The organism is Corynebacterium sp. 335C, assembly GCF_053525695.1.
This window is the reverse complement of record NZ_JASTTB010000001.1, coordinates 1,229,875-1,247,702: the sequence shown is the minus strand read 5'-3', so window position 1 is coordinate 1,247,702 and position 17,828 is coordinate 1,229,875. Positions and strand designations below refer to the sequence as shown.

13 protein-coding genes are annotated in these 17,828 nt (G+C 70.1%); 7 read left to right on the top strand and 6 right to left on the bottom strand.

What is annotated here, in order from left to right:
• The first annotated feature begins 49 nt into the window (after positions 1-49).
• The 3 genes from rpoB to QQS41_RS05340 all read left to right on the top strand — a co-directional run bounded on the left by rpoB (position 50) and on the right by QQS41_RS05340 (position 8,355).
• Positions 50-3,526: a DNA-directed RNA polymerase subunit beta gene (rpoB, locus tag QQS41_RS05350; protein WP_448851619.1), complete on the top strand. Its 3,477-nt coding sequence runs from the start codon at positions 50-52 to the stop codon at positions 3,524-3,526.
• Positions 3,527-3,635: 109 nt separating this feature from the next.
• Positions 3,636-7,607, top strand: coding sequence for a DNA-directed RNA polymerase subunit beta' (locus QQS41_RS05345; protein WP_448851618.1), 3,972 nt, complete (start codon positions 3,636-3,638; stop codon positions 7,605-7,607).
• Between the two features lie 118 nt (positions 7,608-7,725).
• Entirely contained in the window at positions 7,726-8,355 is a 630-nt protein-coding gene (locus tag QQS41_RS05340; RefSeq protein ID WP_448851617.1) for a DUF1707 SHOCT-like domain-containing protein, read from the top strand.
• A 4-nt stretch (positions 8,356-8,359) separates the two neighbouring features.
• Here QQS41_RS05340 and QQS41_RS05335 read toward each other — a convergent pair whose 3' ends face one another.
• The 3 genes from QQS41_RS05335 to QQS41_RS05325 all read right to left on the bottom strand — a co-directional run bounded on the left by QQS41_RS05335 (position 8,360) and on the right by QQS41_RS05325 (position 10,199).
• Complete coding sequence (locus QQS41_RS05335; protein WP_448851616.1) at positions 8,360-8,560, bottom strand: hypothetical protein; 201 nt, start codon at positions 8,558-8,560, stop codon at positions 8,360-8,362.
• Between the two features lie 156 nt (positions 8,561-8,716).
• A complete protein-coding gene (locus QQS41_RS05330; protein WP_448851615.1) occupies positions 8,717-8,956 on the bottom strand; it encodes a hypothetical protein in 240 nt (79 codons plus the stop codon).
• 28 nt (positions 8,957-8,984) lie between these two features.
• A complete protein-coding gene (locus tag QQS41_RS05325; RefSeq protein ID WP_448851614.1) occupies positions 8,985-10,199 on the bottom strand; it encodes a Na/Pi symporter in 1,215 nt (404 codons plus the stop codon).
• Positions 10,200-10,603: 404 nt separating this feature from the next.
• Here QQS41_RS05325 and rpsL point away from each other — a divergent pair, with 404 nt between their 5' ends.
• The 4 genes from rpsL (at position 10,604) to tuf (ending at position 15,302) form a co-directional block, all read left to right on the top strand.
• Positions 10,604-10,975: a 30S ribosomal protein S12 gene (gene rpsL / locus QQS41_RS05320; RefSeq protein WP_448851613.1), complete on the top strand. Its 372-nt coding sequence runs from the start codon at positions 10,604-10,606 to the stop codon at positions 10,973-10,975.
• Positions 10,976-10,978: 3 nt separating this feature from the next.
• Positions 10,979-11,449, top strand: a complete 471-nt coding sequence (rpsG, locus tag QQS41_RS05315) for a 30S ribosomal protein S7 (protein ID WP_448851612.1) — start codon at positions 10,979-10,981, stop codon at positions 11,447-11,449.
• Between the two features lie 162 nt (positions 11,450-11,611).
• Entirely contained in the window at positions 11,612-13,744 is a 2,133-nt protein-coding gene (fusA, locus tag QQS41_RS05310; RefSeq protein WP_448851611.1) for an elongation factor G, read from the top strand.
• Between the two features lie 367 nt (positions 13,745-14,111).
• The gene (gene tuf / locus QQS41_RS05305) at positions 14,112-15,302 is read left to right on the top strand and encodes an elongation factor Tu (protein ID WP_448851610.1); all 1,191 of its coding nucleotides are present in this window, start codon (positions 14,112-14,114) and stop codon (positions 15,300-15,302) included.
• A gap of 235 nt (positions 15,303-15,537) precedes the next feature.
• Here the strand turns inward: tuf and QQS41_RS05300 are convergent, their stop codons facing one another.
• From QQS41_RS05300 to QQS41_RS05290, 3 genes are read right to left on the bottom strand one after another with little or no spacing between them, the layout of a single operon-like run.
• Positions 15,538-16,095, bottom strand: coding sequence for a hypothetical protein (locus QQS41_RS05300; protein ID WP_448851609.1), 558 nt, complete (start codon positions 16,093-16,095; stop codon positions 15,538-15,540).
• A complete protein-coding gene (locus QQS41_RS05295; protein WP_448851608.1) occupies positions 16,092-16,769 on the bottom strand; it encodes a DUF6286 domain-containing protein in 678 nt (225 codons plus the stop codon). The genes QQS41_RS05300 and QQS41_RS05295 overlap by 4 nt, the downstream gene beginning before the upstream one ends.
• Entirely contained in the window at positions 16,766-17,827 is a 1,062-nt protein-coding gene (locus tag QQS41_RS05290) for an Asp23/Gls24 family envelope stress response protein (protein ID WP_448851607.1), read from the bottom strand. The genes QQS41_RS05295 and QQS41_RS05290 overlap by 4 nt, the downstream gene beginning before the upstream one ends.
• Position 17,828: the final 1 nt, after the last annotated feature.

Here is a 17,828-nt window from a genome sequence, read left to right as displayed (position 1 = left end):
CCCGCCCGACGGGCCGCCCCGCCGCGTGAGGTGCCTGGAAGGACGCATCTTGGCAGTCTCCCGCCAGACCAAGGCCGTGGCCGACATCCCCGGAGCTTCGAAGAGGTACTCGTTCGCGAAGATCGGCGAGCCCATCGCGGTCCCCGGACTCCTCGACCTGCAGCGCGAGTCCTTCGCGTGGCTCGTCGGCACGCCCGAGTGGCGCGCCCGCCGCGCCGAGGAGCTCGGCGACGACGCGGTGGTGACCAGCGGCCTCGAGGACATCCTCGAGGAGCTGTCCCCCATCGAGGACTACTCCCAGAAGATGTCCCTGACGCTGTCCGACCCGTGGTTCGACTCCGTGAAGAACTCGGTCGACGAGTGCAAGGACAAGGACATCAACTACTCGGCGCCGCTGTACGTCACCGCCGAGTTCGTCAACCGGGAGACCGGCGAGATCAAGTCCCAGACCGTCTTCATCGGCGATTTCCCGATGATGACGGACAAGGGCACGTTCATCGTCAACGGCACCGAGCGCGTCGTCGTCTCCCAGCTCGTCCGCTCCCCGGGCGTCTACTTCGACGAGACGATCGACAAGTCCACCGAGCGCCCCCTGCACTCGGTGAAGATCATCCCGTCGCGCGGCGCCTGGCTCGAGTTCGACGTCGACAAGCGGGACACCGTCGGCGTCCGCATCGACCGCAAGCGCCGCCAGCCGGTCACCGTGCTGCTGAAGGCGCTCGGCTGGACCACCGAGGAGATCAAGGAGCGCTTCGGCTTCTCCGAGATCATGATGTCGACGCTGGAGAACGACGGCATCGCCAACACCGACGAGGCGCTGCTGGAGATCTACCGCAAGCAGCGCCCGGGCGAGCCGCCGACGCGCGAGTCCGCGCAGGCCCTCCTGGAGAACAACTTCTTCAAGCCGAAGCGCTACGACCTGGCGAAGGTCGGCCGCTACAAGGTCAACCGCAAGCTGGGCCTCGGCTCCTCCCTCGCGGGCGTCGGCGAGATGACGCTGACCGAGGAGGACATCGCCACCACGATCGAGTACCTGGTGCGCCTCCACGCCGGCGACAAGACGATGACGTCGCCGGACGGCCGCGAGGTCCCGGTCGAGATCGACGACATCGACCACTTCGGCAACCGCCGCCTCCGCACCGTCGGCGAGCTCATCCAGAACCAGGTCCGCGTCGGCCTGTCCCGCATGGAGCGCGTCGTCCGCGAGCGCATGACCACCCAGGACGTCGAGTCGATCCAGCCGACCACGCTGATCAACGTCCGCCCGGTCTCCGCGGCGATCCGCGAGTTCTTCGGCACCTCGCAGCTGTCCCAGTTCATGGACCAGAACAACTCCCTGTCGGGCCTGACCCACAAGCGCCGCCTGTCCGCGCTTGGCCCGGGCGGCCTGTCGCGCGAGCGCGCCGGCCTTGAGGTCCGCGACGTCCATCCGTCGCACTACGGCCGCATGTGCCCGATCGAGACGCCGGAGGGCCCGAACATCGGCCTGATCGGCTCCCTGTCGGTCTACGCCCGCGTGAACCCGTTCGGCTTCATCGAGACCCCGTACCGCCGCGTCGTCGACGGCCAGGTCACCGACGAGGTCGACTACCTCACCGCGGACGAGGAGGACCGCTACGTCGTCGCGCAGGCGAACTCGCCGGTCGACGCCGACGGCCGCTTCGTCCACGACACCATGTCCGTGCGCATCAAGGGCGGCGACGTCGAGGTCGTCAACGCCTCCGAGGTCGACTACATGGACGTCTCCCCGCGCCAGATGGTGTCGGTGGCGACGGCCATGATCCCGTTCCTCGAGCACGACGACGCCAACCGCGCCCTGATGGGCGCGAACATGCAGCGCCAGGCCGTGCCGCTGCTGCGCTCCGAGGCCCCGTTCGTGGGCACCGGCATGGAGCAGCGCGCCGCCTACGACGCCGGCGACCTCATCATCGCGCCGTGCGACGCGGCGGTGGAGTCCGTGTCCGCCGACTTCATCACCCTGATGGACGACGACGGGCAGCGCCACACCTTCCTGCTGCGCAAGTTCGAGCGCACCAACCACGGCACCTGCTACAACCAGAAGCCGCTGGTCAACGTCGGCGATCGCGTCTCCGAGGGCCAGGTCCTGGCCGACGGCCCGGGCACCGACAACGGCGAGATGGCGCTCGGCCGCAACCTGCTGGTCGCCTTCATGCCGTGGGAGGGCCACAACTACGAGGACGCCATCATCCTCAACCAGCGGATGGTGGAGGAGGACATCCTCACCTCGATCCACATCGAGGAGCACGAGATCGACGCCCGCGACACGAAGCTGGGCCCGGAGGAGATCACCCGGGACATCCCGAACGTGGGCGACGACATTAAGAAGGACCTCGACGAGCGCGGCATCGTCCGCATCGGCGCCGACGTCCGCGACGGCGACATCCTCGTCGGCAAGGTCACGCCGAAGGGCGAGACGGAGCTGACCCCGGAGGAGCGCCTGCTGCGCGCCATCTTCGGCGAGAAGGCCCGCGAGGTGCGCGACACCTCCATGCGCGTCCCGCACGGCGAGTCCGGCAAGGTCATCGGCGTCCGCGTGTTCTCGCGCGACGACGAGGACGATCTGGCGCCGGGCGTCAACGAGATGATCCGCGTCTACGTCGCCCAGAAGCGCAAGATCCAGGACGGCGACAAGATGGCCGGCCGCCACGGCAACAAGGGCGTCATCGGCAAGATCCTCCCGCAGGAGGACATGCCGTTCCTGCCGGACGGCACCCCGGTCGACATCATCCTGAACACGCACGGCGTGCCCCGCCGAATGAACATCGGCCAGGTCCTCGAGGTGCACCTCGGCTGGCTGGCGAAGGCCGGCTGGGCCGTCGAGGGCGACCCGGAGTGGGCGTCCCGCCTGCCGGAGGAGCTCCGCGACGTGCCGTCCGACTCCCTCGTCGCCACCCCGGTGTTCGACGGCGCGGAGAACGACGAGCTCGCCGGCCTGCTGGCCTCGGCCCGCCCGAACCGCGACGGCGAGGTGCTGGTCAACGCCGACGGCAAGGCCACGCTGTTCGACGGCCGTTCAGGCGAGAAGTTCCCGTTCCCGGTGTCCGTGGGCTACATGTACATGCTCAAGCTCCACCACCTGGTGGACGAGAAGATCCACGCCCGCTCCACCGGCCCGTACTCGATGATCACGCAGCAGCCGCTGGGCGGCAAGGCCCAGTTCGGCGGCCAGCGCTTCGGCGAGATGGAGGTGTGGGCCATGCAGGCGTACGGCGCGGCCTACACCCTGCAGGAGCTGCTGACCATCAAGTCCGACGACGTCGTCGGCCGCGTGAAGGTCTACGAGGCGATCGTCAAGGGCGACAACATCCCGGACCCGGGCATCCCGGAGTCGTTCAAGGTGCTCCTCAAGGAGCTCCAGTCGCTGTGCCTGAACGTCGAGGTGCTCTCCGCCGACGGCGTCCCCGTGGACCTCGGGTCCTCGGACGACGACGAGCTGGATCACGCCACGGCCTCCCTGGGCATCAACCTGTCCCGCGACGAGCGCGCCGACGCCGATTCGGCCTAGCGCGCCCACCGCGGCGACCACGCCACACGCAACACAGAGAACACGCGAACAAGCACGGAAGACCCCCGGAGCCGGCGACGGCCCGCCCCGGGGGGAAAGGGAATGACAGGTGCTCGACGTCAACAACTTCGATGAGCTCCGCATCGGGCTCGCCACCGCGGACGACATCCGCAACTGGTCGCACGGCGAGGTGAAGAAGCCGGAGACCATCAACTACCGCACCCTCAAGCCGGAGAAGGACGGCCTCTTCTGCGAGCGCATCTTCGGCCCGACGCGCGACTGGGAGTGCGCCTGCGGCAAGTACAAGCGCGTCCGCTTCAAGGGCATCATCTGCGAGCGCTGCGGCGTCGAGGTGACGAAGTCCAAGGTCCGCCGCGAGCGCATGGGCCACATCGAGCTGGCCGCCCCGGTCACGCACATCTGGTACTTCAAGGGCGTCCCGTCGCGCCTCGGCTACCTGCTGGACCTCGCGCCGAAGGATCTCGAGAAGATCATCTACTTCGCCGCGAACATCATCACCTCCGTCGACGAGGAGGCCCGCCACGCGGACCTGACGACCCTCGAGGCCGACATGCTCGTCGACAAGAAGGAGGTCGAGAACGACCGCGACGAGGAGATCGCCGAGCGCGCGCAGATGCTCGAGGAGGATCTCGCGGAGCTCGAGGCCGCCGGCGCGAAGGCCGACGCCCGCAAGAAGGTGCAGAACGCGGCCGACCGCGAGATGCGCCACATCCGCGAGCGCGCCCAGCGCGAGCTGGACCGCCTCGACGAGATCTGGAACACCTTCGTCAAGCTCGAGCCGAAGCAGATGATCATCGACGAGGGCATCTACACCGAGCTCGTCGACCGCTACGAGGACTACTTCACCGGCGGCATGGGCGCGGAGGCCATCCAGACCCTCATCCGCAGCTTCGACCTCGAGGCCGAGGCGGAGCTGCTCAACGAGATCATCCGCGACGGCAAGGGCCAGAAGCGCGTCCGCGCGCTGAAGCGCCTGAAGGTCGTCGCCGCGTTCCTGCAGTCGGGCAACGACCCGGCCGCGATGGTCCTCGACTGCATCCCGGTGATCCCGCCGGAGCTGCGCCCGATGGTCCAGCTGGACGGCGGCCGCTTCGCGACCTCCGACCTCAACGACCTGTACCGCCGCGTCATCAACCGCAACAACCGCCTCAAGCGCATGATCGACCTCGGCGCGCCCGAGATCATCGTGAACAACGAGAAGCGCATGCTGCAGGAGTCCGTCGACGCGCTGTTCGACAACGGCCGCCGCGGCCGCCCCGTCACGGGCCCGGGCAACCGCCCGCTGAAGTCCCTCTCCGACCTGCTGAAGGGCAAGCAGGGCCGCTTCCGCCAGAACCTGCTGGGCAAGCGCGTCGACTACTCGGGCCGCTCCGTCATCATCGTCGGCCCGCAGCTGAAGCTGCACCAGTGCGGCCTGCCGAAGCTGATGGCCCTCGAGCTGTTCAAGCCCTTCGTCATGAAGGAGCTCGTCGCCAAGAACTACGCGCAGAACATCAAGTCCGCGAAGCGCGCCGTCGAGCGCCAGCGCCCGGAGGTCTGGGACGTCCTCGAGGACGTCATCACCGGCCACCCGGTGCTGCTCAACCGTGCGCCCACCCTGCACCGCCTGGGCATCCAGGCCTTCGAGCCGGTGCTCGTCGAGGGCAAGGCCATCCAGCTGCACCCGCTGGCGTGCGAGGCGTTCAACGCCGACTTCGACGGCGACCAGATGGCCGTGCACCTCCCGCTGTCCGCGGAGGCGCAGGCGGAGGCCCGCATCCTCATGCTGTCCTCCAACAACATCCTGTCGCCGGCGTCCGGCAAGCCGCTGGCCATGCCGCGACTGGACATGGTCACGGGCCTGTACTTCCTGACCCTGGAGAAGCCGGAGCTGCCGGGCGCCCACAAGGACGCCGCGGAGGATCAGCCGGAGCAGGGCATCTACTCGTCCCCGGCCGAGGCCATCATGGCCATGGACCGCGGCGCGATCGGCCTGCAGACCCCGATCAAGGTCCGCATCTCGCACCTGCGCCCGCCGGCCGACGTCGAGGCGGAGCAGTTCCCGGACGGCTGGGAGAAGGGCCAGACGTGGCTCGCCTCCACGACGCTGGGCCGCGTGATGTTCAACGACCTGCTGCCGTGGAACTACCCGTACGTCGAGGGCGTCATGGCGAAGAAGCCGCAGGCCGCCATCATCAACGACCTCGCCGCGAAGTACCCGATGATCACGGTCGCGCAGACCGTCGACAAGCTGAAGGACGCGGGCTTCTACTGGGCGACCCGCTCGGGCGTCACCATCGCCATGTCCGACGTGCTCGTCCTCCCGAACAAGCGGGAGATCCTCGACGAGTACGAGCAGAAGGCCAACGCGATCGAGAAGAAGTTCCGCCGCGGCAAGCTGGCCAAGCAGGAGCGCCACGACGCCCTGGTCACGCTGTGGAAGGACGCCACCTCGAAGGTCGGCTCCATGGTCGAGGGCCTGTACCCGGACGACAATCCGATCCCGATGATCGTGAAGTCCGGCGCGGCCGGCAACATGGGCCAGATCCACTCGCTGGCCGGCATGAAGGGCATGGTCACGAACCCGCGCGGCGAGTACATCACCCGCCCGATCAAAACCTCCTTCCGCGAGGGCCTGTCGGTCCTGGAGTACTTCAACAACTCCCACGGCTCCCGCAAGGGCCTCGCCGACACCGCGCTCCGCACCGCCGACTCGGGCTACCTGACCCGACGCCTGGTGGACGTGGCGCAGGACGTCATCGTCCGCGAGGAGGACTGCGGCACGACGAAGGGCGTCACGGTCGACATCGCCGAGGAGGTCCTGGACGCCTCGGGCCAGCCGACCGGCGACCTGCGCCGCGCCAAGCACGTGGAGACCTCCGCGATCGCCCGCTACCTGGCGGCCGACGCGGCGGACGCCGACGGCAACGTCGTCGTCCCGGCGGGCACCGACCTGCACGACGAGCACATCACGCAGCTCATCGCCGCGGGCGTCCGCTCCGTCAAGGTCCGCTCCGTCATGACCTGCGAGACCCGCACGGGCGTCTGCGCGACCTGCTACGGCCGCTCCATGGCGACCGGCAAGATGGTGGACATCGGCGAGGCCGTCGGCATCGTCGCCGCCCAGTCCATCGGCGAGCCGGGCACGCAGCTGACCATGCGCACGTTCCACTCCGGCGGCGTCGGCGGCGACATCACCGGCGGTCTGCCGCGAGTCCAGGAGCTGTTCGAGGCCCGCGTGCCGAAGAACGTCGCCCCGCTGGCCAAGGCGGCCGGCCGGGTGCGCCTGGAGGAGGACGACCACTTCTGGACGCTCACGATCGTGCCGGATGACGGCGCGGACGAGGACGTCTACGAGGGCCTGTCCAAGCGCCAGGGCCTGGCGTCCATCATGGTCGACGGCATCGAGCGCACCATCCGCGACGGCGACCACGTCGAGAAGGGCCAGCAGCTCACCAAGGGCGCGGCCGATCCGCACGAGGTTCTCACCGTCCGCGGCCGCCGCGGCGTCGAGCGCCACCTGATCGAGGAGGTGCAGTCGGTGTACCGCGACCAGGGCGTCGCGATCCACGACAAGCACATCGAGATCATCGTGCGCCAGATGCTGCGCCGCGCCACCGTCATCGACGCGGGCGACACGGAGTTCCTGCCGGGCGTCCTGTACGACGACAACGAGGTGCGCGCCGCGTCCAGGAAGGCGATCGCCGAGGGCGGCCGCCCCGCGCAGTCCCGCCTGGAGCTCATGGGCATCACGAAGGCGTCCCTGGCGACGGAGTCGTGGCTGTCCGCCGCGTCCTTCCAGGAGACGACCCGCGTGCTCACCGACGCCGCGATCAACAAGCGCTCCGATCAGCTCATCGGCCTGAAGGAGAACGTGATCATCGGCAAGCTGATCCCGGCCGGCACGGGCATCTCCCGCTACCGCAACATCGCGGTGGAGCCGACGGAGGAGGCCGCGCGCCAGGCGTCCGCGCCGTTCACGACGTACGGCGAGGGCTTCTACGCCGACGAGGACGCCTACATCGAGCCGACCGGCGCCGCCGTGCCGCTGGACGACATCGCGTCGTTCGAGCAGCACTAGGCCCGCACCCCGCTCGAGGGGAGGCCCCCGGGTCCCGCGCATCGCGCGCGGATCCGGGGGCCTTCGCTTTGCGACGGTTCCCGCCGCGGCCCGGCGCCCGCCGGTCTAGGCTGGGCGCATGAACGACGATTCCCGGATGCGAGCGGGCGACGCGGAGCGGCGCCGGACGGCGGACGCCCTGTCGGACGAGCTGGCCGCGGGCCGGCTGACGATGGCGGAGTTCGAGGAGCGGTCCTCGGCCGCGTGGGGCGCCGTGACGGTGGAAGAGCTGCGCGGCCTGCTGGGGGACCTGACGCCGGACCCGGCGGCCGCCGTCGCCGGCGGGGAGGTCGCCGTGCGGGGGCGCGGGGCCGTCGACCCCGTGACGGGGGAGCGGGGCGGCTCCGCGTGGGCCGTGGGCGTCCTCGGGGGCTCGTCGCGGACGGGCGCATGGCTGTGCGCCCCGTCCATGCGCGCCGTGGGCGTGCTGGGCGGGGCGGAGCTGGATTTCACGCGCGCGCGGATGGCGGCGCGGGAGACGGCCGTGACGGCCGTGGGGGTCCTCGGCGGCGTGGACGTGCACGTGCCGGAGGACTGGCGGATCGTCGTCGACGATCTGGCGCTGCTGGGCGGCGTGGACGTCGTCGACGAGCCGGGGGTGACGCTGGCGGGGTCGGAGGTGCCGGACGACGCCCCGGTCCTGCGCATCCGGGCGCTCGCTGTCCTCGGGGGCGTCGACGTGCACCGGGTGCCGGTGCGGCGGCGCTAGCGGCCTAGGCGGCGGCGCGGTGCAGCAGCCCGCCGAGCTCCCACCAGTGCACGCGGGCGCGGTGGAGGTCGTCGGGCAGGACCTGGCACTGGGCCATTGCCAGCGCGTGGCGCTGGTCGTCGGTCAGGCGGGCCTCGGTCGCCTGCACGTCGGCCGGGGCCGGGGTGCGGTCCCGTCGGTTGTTGTCGTGGTTGCGGAAGATCATCGTCCCCTGCCTCCTTCCGGTTGCGGTCGTGTCGTTGGGCGCGACCCATGTTTCGATGTGTTGAAGCGTACCTTAGGGTGAATCGAAGGTGAACGCAAGGTGAACGCCCGCGACCGTTGCGGTCGCGGGCGTCCGGGAGGGCGGGGGAGAGGGCCCCTAGTCGCTGCGGAGGATGGTCCGCAGGTAGCCGATGAGGTCGCGCCAGTGTCCCTCGAAACGGCTCAGATCGTCGGGCAGCGCGGCCATCTGGATGTGCCGCTGGGTGGAGCGGCGCTCCCGGAGCTCGGCGCGGAGCTCGCCGATCTGGCGCTCGGCGTCGGCGAGCATCTGCTCGAGCTGCTCGATGGTGGCGTCGTGGATGCCGGGGTTCTCGGCGGTGGCGGGATTCTCGGACATGGTGCGCTCCTCGTGCTCGCGGGGTGGGTTAGCCGAACAGGACCTTGATCAGGATGGCCAGGGCCGGGATGGCGACGAAGACGGTGACGACCCAGGCGATGGCCAGGATCTTCTTCTCCGTGGCGACCTTCGCCAGGAACTCGGCGCAGATGACCGGGACGTTCCGCAGGATCGGGATGACGTAGATGATGACGATGCCGAAGACGTTGAACAGGGTGTGGACCAGCGCGATGGACAGGGCCAGCTTCGCGCCGTCGCCCGTGACGGCCAGCGCCGCGATGAGCGCGGTGATGGTGGTGCCGACGTTGGCGCCGAGGGTCAGCGGGTAGATCTGCTTCGTCGTCAGCGCGCCGGAGCCGGCGAACGGCACCATCACGGAGGTGGTGACGGAGGAGGACTGGACCAGCATGGTGACCAGGAGGCCGGCGCCCATCGCGGTGGCCGGGTGGCCGCCGACGGACTTCTCCAGCATAACCTTCGCCTTGCCGACCATGATGACCTGCAGGATCTTGCCCAGCCACGCGACGGCCAGGAAGATCATCGCCACGCCGACGAGGATGGTGACGGTGCCGGCGACGGCCTCGCCGCCCGGCAGCGTGCCCAGCAGGCCGTCCATGCCGATGCGGTCGACCACGGGGTCGGTGAGCTTGCCGATGACGTCGGCCTCGCCCGGGTCCGGCAGCACCGTGCCGTAGATGCGGTTCGCGAGCCACTCCGCGCAGGTCTGGATCGGGTGGAACAGCAGCTCCAGCGGCAGCAGGATGCAGACCGCGAGGAGGTTGAAGAAGTCGTGGACCGTGGACGCCGCGAAGGCGCGGCGGAACTCGCCCTTGTTGCCCGCGTGGCCGAAGGAGGCCAGCGTGTTCGTGACCGAGGTGCCGACGTTGGCGCCCATGATCATCGGCACGGCAACCTCGATGGGCAGCGCGCCGGCGCCGACCGCGGTGACCACCAGCGTCGTCGTCGTGGAGGACGACTGGATGATGGCGGTGGCGAGGATGCCGACGAAAAGGCCGATGAACGGGTTCGTCGCGAAGTCGAAGAGCTGCTGCGCGCTCTCCTTGCCCAGGCCCTTGAAGCCGTCGCCGATCACGCCGATGGCGACGATGAGCATGTACAGGGTGGCGATGGCCAGGAGCCAGAGCAGCCAGGTCGGAAGCCGGCGCAGGAAGCCCGGGTTGGAGGCTTCGACGTGGACGTCGTCATGCACCTCGTGGTCGGCGACGGGGGAGGCGTCGGTCACGGGGACCCCTTTCCTTGTTCGCGGACGATGGGAGCGGCCCGCGTGCGCGAACCGCGTCAAACATGGACGAAGAAGTGGGCGGGAATCCGTACGGGAGATGAACGTCAGGTGAACTTCCAGGTGAACGGCGTACGCCGGGGGTTGCGGCGGGCGGCTTTTGGTTGATCCGGCCGCCGTGGGATACCCTGTCGAATTAGTCCCAATCGAGTTGGGAACCTTGCGACATCACCCGGTAGGCCAGCGAGAGCGGCTGACTGGGTTTCGCGCGTTCAAAAGAGGTCCGGAAACGGGCCCGGACGCGCGGCGCACGGGAGAACAAGCAAACGAGAACCAGACGCGCCCGCGGGCACGAAGGCATCGACACCAGACGCCGCCGTGGGCCGGAAGAAACCGAAGGACGGTTCATGCCCACTATCCAGCAGCTGGTCCGCAAGGGCCGCCACGACAAGAAGACGGCGACGTCGACCGCCGCGCTGAAGGGTTCGCCCCAGCGCCGCGGCGTCTGCACCCGCGTGTACACCACCACCCCGAAGAAGCCGAACTCGGCGCTGCGCAAGGTCGCGCGCGTCCGCCTGACCTCCGGCATCGAGGTCTCGGCCTACATCCCGGGCGAGGGCCACAACCTGCAGGAGCACTCCATGGTGCTCGTCCGCGGCGGTCGAGTGAAGGACCTCCCGGGCGTCCGCTACAAGATCGTCCGCGGCTCCCTGGACACCCAGGGCGTCAAGGACCGCAAGCAGGCCCGTTCCCGCTACGGCGCGAAGAAGGAGAAGTAAGACATGCCTCGTAAGGGTCCCGCCCCCAAGCGTCCCGTCGTCAACGATCCCGTCTACGGCTCCGCGCTGGTCACCCAGCTGATCAACAAGGTGCTGCAGGACGGCAAGAAGTCCACCGCCGAGCGCATCGTGTACGGCGCCCTCGAGATGACCCGCGAGAAGACCGGCACCGACCCGGTGCTGACCCTCAAGCGCGCCATCGAGAACGTCAAGCCGGCCCTCGAGGTCCGCTCCCGCCGCGTCGGCGGCGCCACCTACCAGGTGCCGGTCGAGGTCCGCCCGGGCCGCTCCGTCACCCTGGCCCTGCGCTGGCTGCTCATGTTCTCCCGCCAGCGTCGCGAGAACACCATGATCGAGCGCCTCGCCAACGAGATCCTCGACGCCTCCAACGGCCTGGGCGCCTCCGTCAAGCGCCGCGAGGACACCCACAAGATGGCCGAGGCCAACCGCGCCTTCGCCCACTACCGCTGGTAGTCCCCCGGCGCGGCGGGCCCCGCATGGCGGCCCGCCGCGCCCCCGGCGAGCCGCCGCGCCCGATCGGTGGCAAAATAGACCAAGCAACGCAACCAGAGGTGGTTGACGGCCGTCGCCGCGGCCCATACGCCATCCGACGACCCGAAGGATTGAGGGAACTAAGTGGCTGAAGGTGCACTTCCCGTCAAGAAGGACCTGAAGAAGGTCCGCAACATCGGCATCATGGCGCACATCGACGCCGGCAAGACGACCACGACCGAGCGCATCCTGTTCTACACGGGCATCAACCGCAAGGTCGGCGAGACGCACGACGGCGCCTCGACCACCGACTGGATGGAGCAGGAGAAGGAGCGCGGCATCACCATCACCTCCGCCGCGGTCACCTGCTTCTGGAACGACAACCAGATCAACATCATCGACACCCCGGGCCACGTCGACTTCACCGTCGAGGTCGAACGCTCCCTGCGCGTGCTCGACGGCGCCGTCGCGGTCTTCGACGGCAAGGAGGGCGTCGAGCCCCAGTCCGAGCAGGTCTGGCGCCAGGCCGCCAAGTACGACGTCCCGCGCATCTGCTTCGTCAACAAGATGGACAAGCTGGGCGCGGACTTCGAGTACACCGTCGGCACCATCATCGACCGCCTCGGCGCCAAGCCGCTGGTCATGCAGTACCCGATCGGCGCGGAGGACAACTTCGACGGCGTCATCGACCTGCTGGAGATGAAGGCCCTCACCTGGCGCGGCGTCACCGAGATCGGCACCGAGGCCACCGTCGAGGAGATCCCGGCCGAGCTCCAGGACAAGGCGGACGAGTACCGCGAGAAGCTCATCGAGACCGTCGCGGAGTCCGACGAGGAGCTCATGGAGAAGTACTTCGGCGGCGAAGAGCTCACCATGGACGAGATCAAGGGCGCCATCCGCAAGATGGTCATCAACTCCGAGGTCTACCCGGTCTACTGCGGCTCCGCCTACAAGAACAAGGGCGTCCAGCCGCTGCTCGACGCGGTCGTCGACTACCTGCCGACCCCGCTCGACATCGGCGAGGTCCACGGCCACAAGATGGGCGACGAAGAGGTCGACATGACCCGCAAGCCGTCCAAGGACGAGCCGTTCTCCGCCCTGGCGTTCAAGATCGCCGCGCACCCGTTCTTCGGCACGCTGACCTTCGTCCGCGTGTACTCCGGCTGCGTCGAGCCGGGCGCCCAGGTCCTCAACTCCACGAAGGACCACAAGGAGCGAGTCGGCAAGCTGTTCCAGATGCACGCGAACAAGGAGAACCCGGTCGACGAGGCCGTCGCCGGCAACATCTACGCGTTCATCGGCCTGAAGAACACCACCACGGGCGACACCCTGTGCGACCAGGCCAACCCGATCGTGCTGGAGTCCATGTCCTTCCCGGACCCGGTCATCTCCGTCGCCATCGAGCCGAAGTCCAAGGCCGACCAGGAGAAGCTGGGCACCGCCATCCAGCGCCTGGCCGCCGAGGACCCGACCTTCACCGTCCGCCTGGACGAGGAGACCGGCCAGACCGTCATCGGCGGCATGGGCGAGCTCCACCTCGACGTCCTGGTCGACCGCATGAAGCGCGAGTTCAAGGTCGAGGCCAACGTCGGCGCCCCGCAGGTCGCCTACCGCGAGACCATCCGCAAGCCGGTCGAGAAGTTCGAGTACACCCACAAGAAGCAGACGGGTGGCTCCGGCCAGTTCGCGAAGGTCATCATCGCCCTCGAGCCGTACACCCCGGACCCGGAGGAGCTGGAGGAGGGCGAGTCCGCCACCTACCTGTTCGCCAACGAGGTCACCGGCGGCCGCGTCCCGAAGGAGTACATCCCCTCCGTCGACGCCGGCATCCAGGACGCCATGCAGTACGGCGCGCTGGCCGGCTTCCCGCTGGTCAACATCAAGGCCACCCTGCTGGACGGCCAGTACCACGAGGTCGACTCCTCCGAGATGGCCTTCAAGGTCGCCGGCTCCATGGCCCTCAAGGAGGCCGTGCAGAAGGCGAAGCCGGTCCTGCTCGAGCCGATGATGGCCGTCGAGGTCATCACGCCCGAGGAGTACATGGGCGAGGTCATCGGCGACATCAACGCCCGCCGCGGCCAGGTCAACTCCATGGAGGACCGCGCCGGCGTGAAGGCCGTCAAGGCCTCCGTGCCGCTGTCCGAGATGTTCGGCTACGTCGGCGACCTGCGGTCCAAGACGCAGGGCCGCGCGAACTACTCGATGTTCTTCGAGAAGTACGCCGAGGTCCCGACCAACGTGGCGCAGGAGATCATCGCCGAGCGCACCGGCAACTAGGCCGCGCTCCCCGTCGTCCCGGCCCCGCCGGACGCCCCGCCGAGGGGCGCCGGCGCACCGGCCGGGGCGGCCGGCTGTGGCCCGCGGACGGCCCCGTGAACCGGGGCCGCCGCCGCGGCCCGCAGGCCGGCCGTTGCACGGGACGGACCCTCCCGAGAGAGGGGCGTCCGGTACCGGGATCCGCTGCGGGATCGGTTTGTCAATCGAGCCCCGCCGCCCCTAGTATGTTGTAACTGGCACAGTGAAAGAACACTGTCCATCCACCGCGCCAGACCGCGCCACCATGCGGTCGGGCCACGGCAGATGGGCGACCACGAATCTGTGGCTGCGAAAGTCGTGGCCACCTAGACCTCCAGGAGGACTAACAGTGGCGAAGGCGAAGTTCGAGCGTACGAAGCCGCACGTCAACATCGGCACGATCGGTCACGTCGACCACGGCAAGACCACCACCACCGCCGCCATCACCAAGGTGCTCGCCGATGAGTACCCGGAGCTGAACGAGGCCTTCGCCTTCGACGCCATCGACAAGGCGCCGGAGGAGAAGGAGCGCGGCATCACCATCAACGTCTCCCACGTTGAGTACCAGACGGAGAAGCGCCACTACGCTCACGTCGATGCCCCGGGCCACGCGGACTACATCAAGAACATGATCACCGGCGCCGCCCAGATGGACGGCGCGATCCTGGTCGTGGCCGCCACCGACGGCCCGATGCCGCAGACCCGCGAGCACGTCCTCCTGGCCCGCCAGGTCGGCGTCCCCTACATCCTGGTCGCCCTGAACAAGTGCGACATGGTCGACGACGAGGAGATCATCGAGCTCGTCGAGATGGAGGTCCGCGAGCTCCTCGCCGAGCAGGACTACGACGAGGAGGCCCCGATCGTCCACATCTCCGCGCTGAAGGCGCTGGAGGGCGACCCGGAGTGGACCAAGTCCATCGTCGAGCTCATGCAGGCCTGCGACGACAACATCCCGGATCCGGTCCGCGAGACCGACAAGCCGTTCCTGATGCCGATCGAGGACATCTTCACCATCACCGGCCGCGGCACCGTCGCCACCGGTCGCGTGGAGCGCGGCACCCTGAACGTCAACGACGAGGTCGAGATCCTGGGCATCAAGGAGAAGTCCCAGAAGACCACCGTCACGGGCATCGAGATGTTCCGCAAGCTGCTGGACTCCGCCGAGGCCGGCGACAACTGCGGTCTGCTGCTCCGCGGCATCAAGCGCGAGGACATCGAGCGCGGCCAGATCATCGCGAAGCCGGGCGCCTACACCCCGCACACCGAGTTCGAGGGCTCCGTCTACATCCTGTCCAAGGACGAGGGTGGCCGCCACACCCCGTTCTTCGACAACTACCGCCCGCAGTTCTACTTCCGCACCACCGACGTCACCGGCGTCGTGAAGCTGCCGGAGGGCGTCGAGATGGTCATGCCGGGCGACAACGTCGACATGGCCGTCACCCTGATTCAGCCGGTCGCGATGGACGAGGGCCTGCGCTTCGCCATCCGCGAGGGTGGCCGCACCGTCGGCGCCGGCCGCGTCACCAAGATCAACAAGTAAGGTCTTGACCCCGGCTCCACGAGCCTGAGGGACGCGAACCGCCCCGGACCCGCCTCGGGTCCGGGGCGGTTTTCCGTGCGCGTACGGGCCCGGGGGCGCCGCTTCAGCCTGACGACGGGCGCCGCGCCCCGGCGGTGCGCCCGCCGGGGAGGGTGCCGTCGTCACGCGCATGACGAAGGGCCCCGCACCACCGTGGGTGGTGCGGGGCCCTCGCGCGGTCGCGGACCCGTGCGGGTCAGGACTGCGCGTCGACGTGGAGCAGGAAGCGGACGCCCGTGTCGTGGCCGTGGTCGACGGCGTCGGCGAGGTCCGCCGCGGTCTCCGAGCACTCCGCCAGGATGGGCGGCAGGTGCGCGTCGTTCGCGACGTTCAGGGTGAACGTCAGGGTGTCGCGGCCCCGGTCGACCTCGGCGCGGGAGTTCACCTTGCGGACGCCGTCGAGGCGCTGCAGGTGCTCCGCCGCGCCGGAGGCGACGGTGCCGAGGGTGTAGCGGAGCTCGCCGGTCTCGTCCGACTCGGCGTCGACGACGGGCTCCGGCCGGCGCAGCCGCGCGTTGGCGGCGATGAACCAGATGGCCAGGAGGATCCCGGCGACGGCGATGCCGGCGAGGACCCAGGTGAACCAGTCGTTCGGCGCCCAGCGGCCGGCGACGGTGAAATCGACGCCCTCCGCCCAGGAGCGGACCGGGTCGACCCCGGCCGCGCCCAGGATGGCGGCGACTCCGCCGGCCAGCAGGACCAGCGCCAGCAGCAGGACGATGATGCGGTCGAGTGCCGCGGTGGCGGTGCTCATCGGGCCTCCACCTCCTTCTCGGCCGGGGAGCCGGTCTCGCGGTTGGCGGTCACGCGGACCACGACCGCCGGCGGCTCGGCGAGCGCGTCGGCGACGACGGGCTCGACGGCGCGGGCGATGCGGTCGCGCAGCTCCTCCGCGGTGGCGCCGCCGCCGTGGACCGTCAGCGTGATGCGCTTCCGGGTGGCGGAGGTGCCCACGGAGATGACGCCCGGGACCTTCCGCGCGGCGCGGGAGACCAGCCGGGCGACGTCGACGGGCCGCAGCCACGCCGACGCCTCCGCGTTGGCCCGCAGGTGCGTCGTGCGGCGGGGCTTCAGCGCGGCGACGAGGAGCAGCAGGCCCAGCATGACGGCGGCGGCGCCGACGGCGATGAGCCACGGGTTCCAGTCCGTCGCCGTCGCCCAGTCGAGCGCCGAGGCGATGAGCTCCGGGCCCTGCACCAGGTCCGTGCGGACGAGGATGTCCCAGATGGCCACGCCCGCGAGGGCGAGGAGCAGCAGGGACACGAGGTAGACGACGCCGCGGGCGGCCGGCGCGGCCTGCGGCCGGCGCGCGTGCTCCGCGGTGGCGGTGATGGCGCGCTCCCGGGCGACGTCGAGGTTGCCGGTGGTCACGGCGCCGGACGCCGCCGGAGTCTCGTCGACCGCCACGGCATGGGACGCGTCGGTCATCGGGTGGCCTCCTTCCGTCGGCGGGCCGCGGGCAGGCCGGATCCCGGCACGACCGTCGGGTGGACGACCTGCAGGGGCCGGGCCCGCGGGGTGATGACGCGCGGCTCCGGGACCTCCGGCACGACCGGGGCCGCCTTCGGCCGGACCACCGGGGTGGACGGGCGCGGGGCGGGCGCGGTCGGGCGGATGGTCGGGGAGATGCCGCGCGGGGTGAGGACGTCGCGCATCCGGGGACCCCGCGGGGTCGGGATGAGCGTCGTCGGGCGGGGCTCCGGCGCCTCGACGGCGATGTCGCGGGCGCGGGAGACGACGCGGACCTCGACGGGCTCGCGCGGCTCCGGCGCCGCGACGTGGACGACGTCGCCTTCGCCGGCCCAGCTCGCGGGGCGGACCTCCACGGGGACGGGGTCCCGCGGCGCGGGGGCGTCGACGTGGACGACGCCGCCGGCGGGCGCCAGCGGCGAGGCGACGACGCGCACGGGCGCGGGCTCCGGGGCGGGGGAGGCCTGCGGGTGCAGCACGTCGGGGGCCCCGGAGGGCTCCGGGTGGACGAGGTCCGCCGGGGCCGGGGTCTCCGGGTGGACGAGCTCCGTCGCCCGCTCGACGCGCACCGGGACGGGCACGCGCTCGACGCGGACGATCTCCCGGCAGCCGGGGTTGGGGTCGAACGCCAGCAGGTCGCCGCGGGTGACGCGGACGGAGGGCTCGCCCTCCTCCGGCGTCACGACGCGGGCGACGCGGACGTTGACGTGGACGGGACGGGCGCCGAGCGCGCGGCGCAGCCACGTGGCGACGGTGTCGCGGGACGTGGCGGCCACGGCGCGGACGGGCGCCGGCCACTGCACGGCGATCTCCGCGTTCACGGCGACGCCGTCGCCGAGGGTGTCGAACGACAGGTCGACGCGCGGGTAGTTGCGCCCGGTCAGGGCCCCGAGGCCGGAGCGCCGGCCGGCGGAGCCCGGGACGGACTCGAGGGCGGCGACGACGATGCGCGACACCACCTTCTCGTCGATGACGGTCTCGCCCCGCCCGTCGCCGGTCACGGTGACGGCGGCCACG

What these genes read in the sequence shown, in the direction of transcription:
- rpsG (WP_448851612.1), top strand. Translation starts at nt 10,979, where the DNA reads ATGCCTCGTAAGGGTCCCGCCCCCAAGCGTCCCGTCGTCAACGATCCC.
- QQS41_RS05295 (WP_448851608.1), bottom strand. Translation starts at nt 16,769, where the DNA reads ATGACCGACGCGTCCCATGCCGTGGCGGTCGACGAGACTCCGGCGGCG.
- QQS41_RS05340 (WP_448851617.1), top strand. Translation starts at nt 7,726, where the DNA reads ATGAACGACGATTCCCGGATGCGAGCGGGCGACGCGGAGCGGCGCCGG.
- QQS41_RS05335 (WP_448851616.1), bottom strand. Translation starts at nt 8,560, where the DNA reads ATGATCTTCCGCAACCACGACAACAACCGACGGGACCGCACCCCGGCC.
- QQS41_RS05330 (WP_448851615.1), bottom strand. Translation starts at nt 8,956, where the DNA reads ATGTCCGAGAATCCCGCCACCGCCGAGAACCCCGGCATCCACGACGCC.
- QQS41_RS05300 (WP_448851609.1), bottom strand. Translation starts at nt 16,095, where the DNA reads ATGAGCACCGCCACCGCGGCACTCGACCGCATCATCGTCCTGCTGCTG.
- rpsL (WP_448851613.1), top strand. Translation starts at nt 10,604, where the DNA reads ATGCCCACTATCCAGCAGCTGGTCCGCAAGGGCCGCCACGACAAGAAG.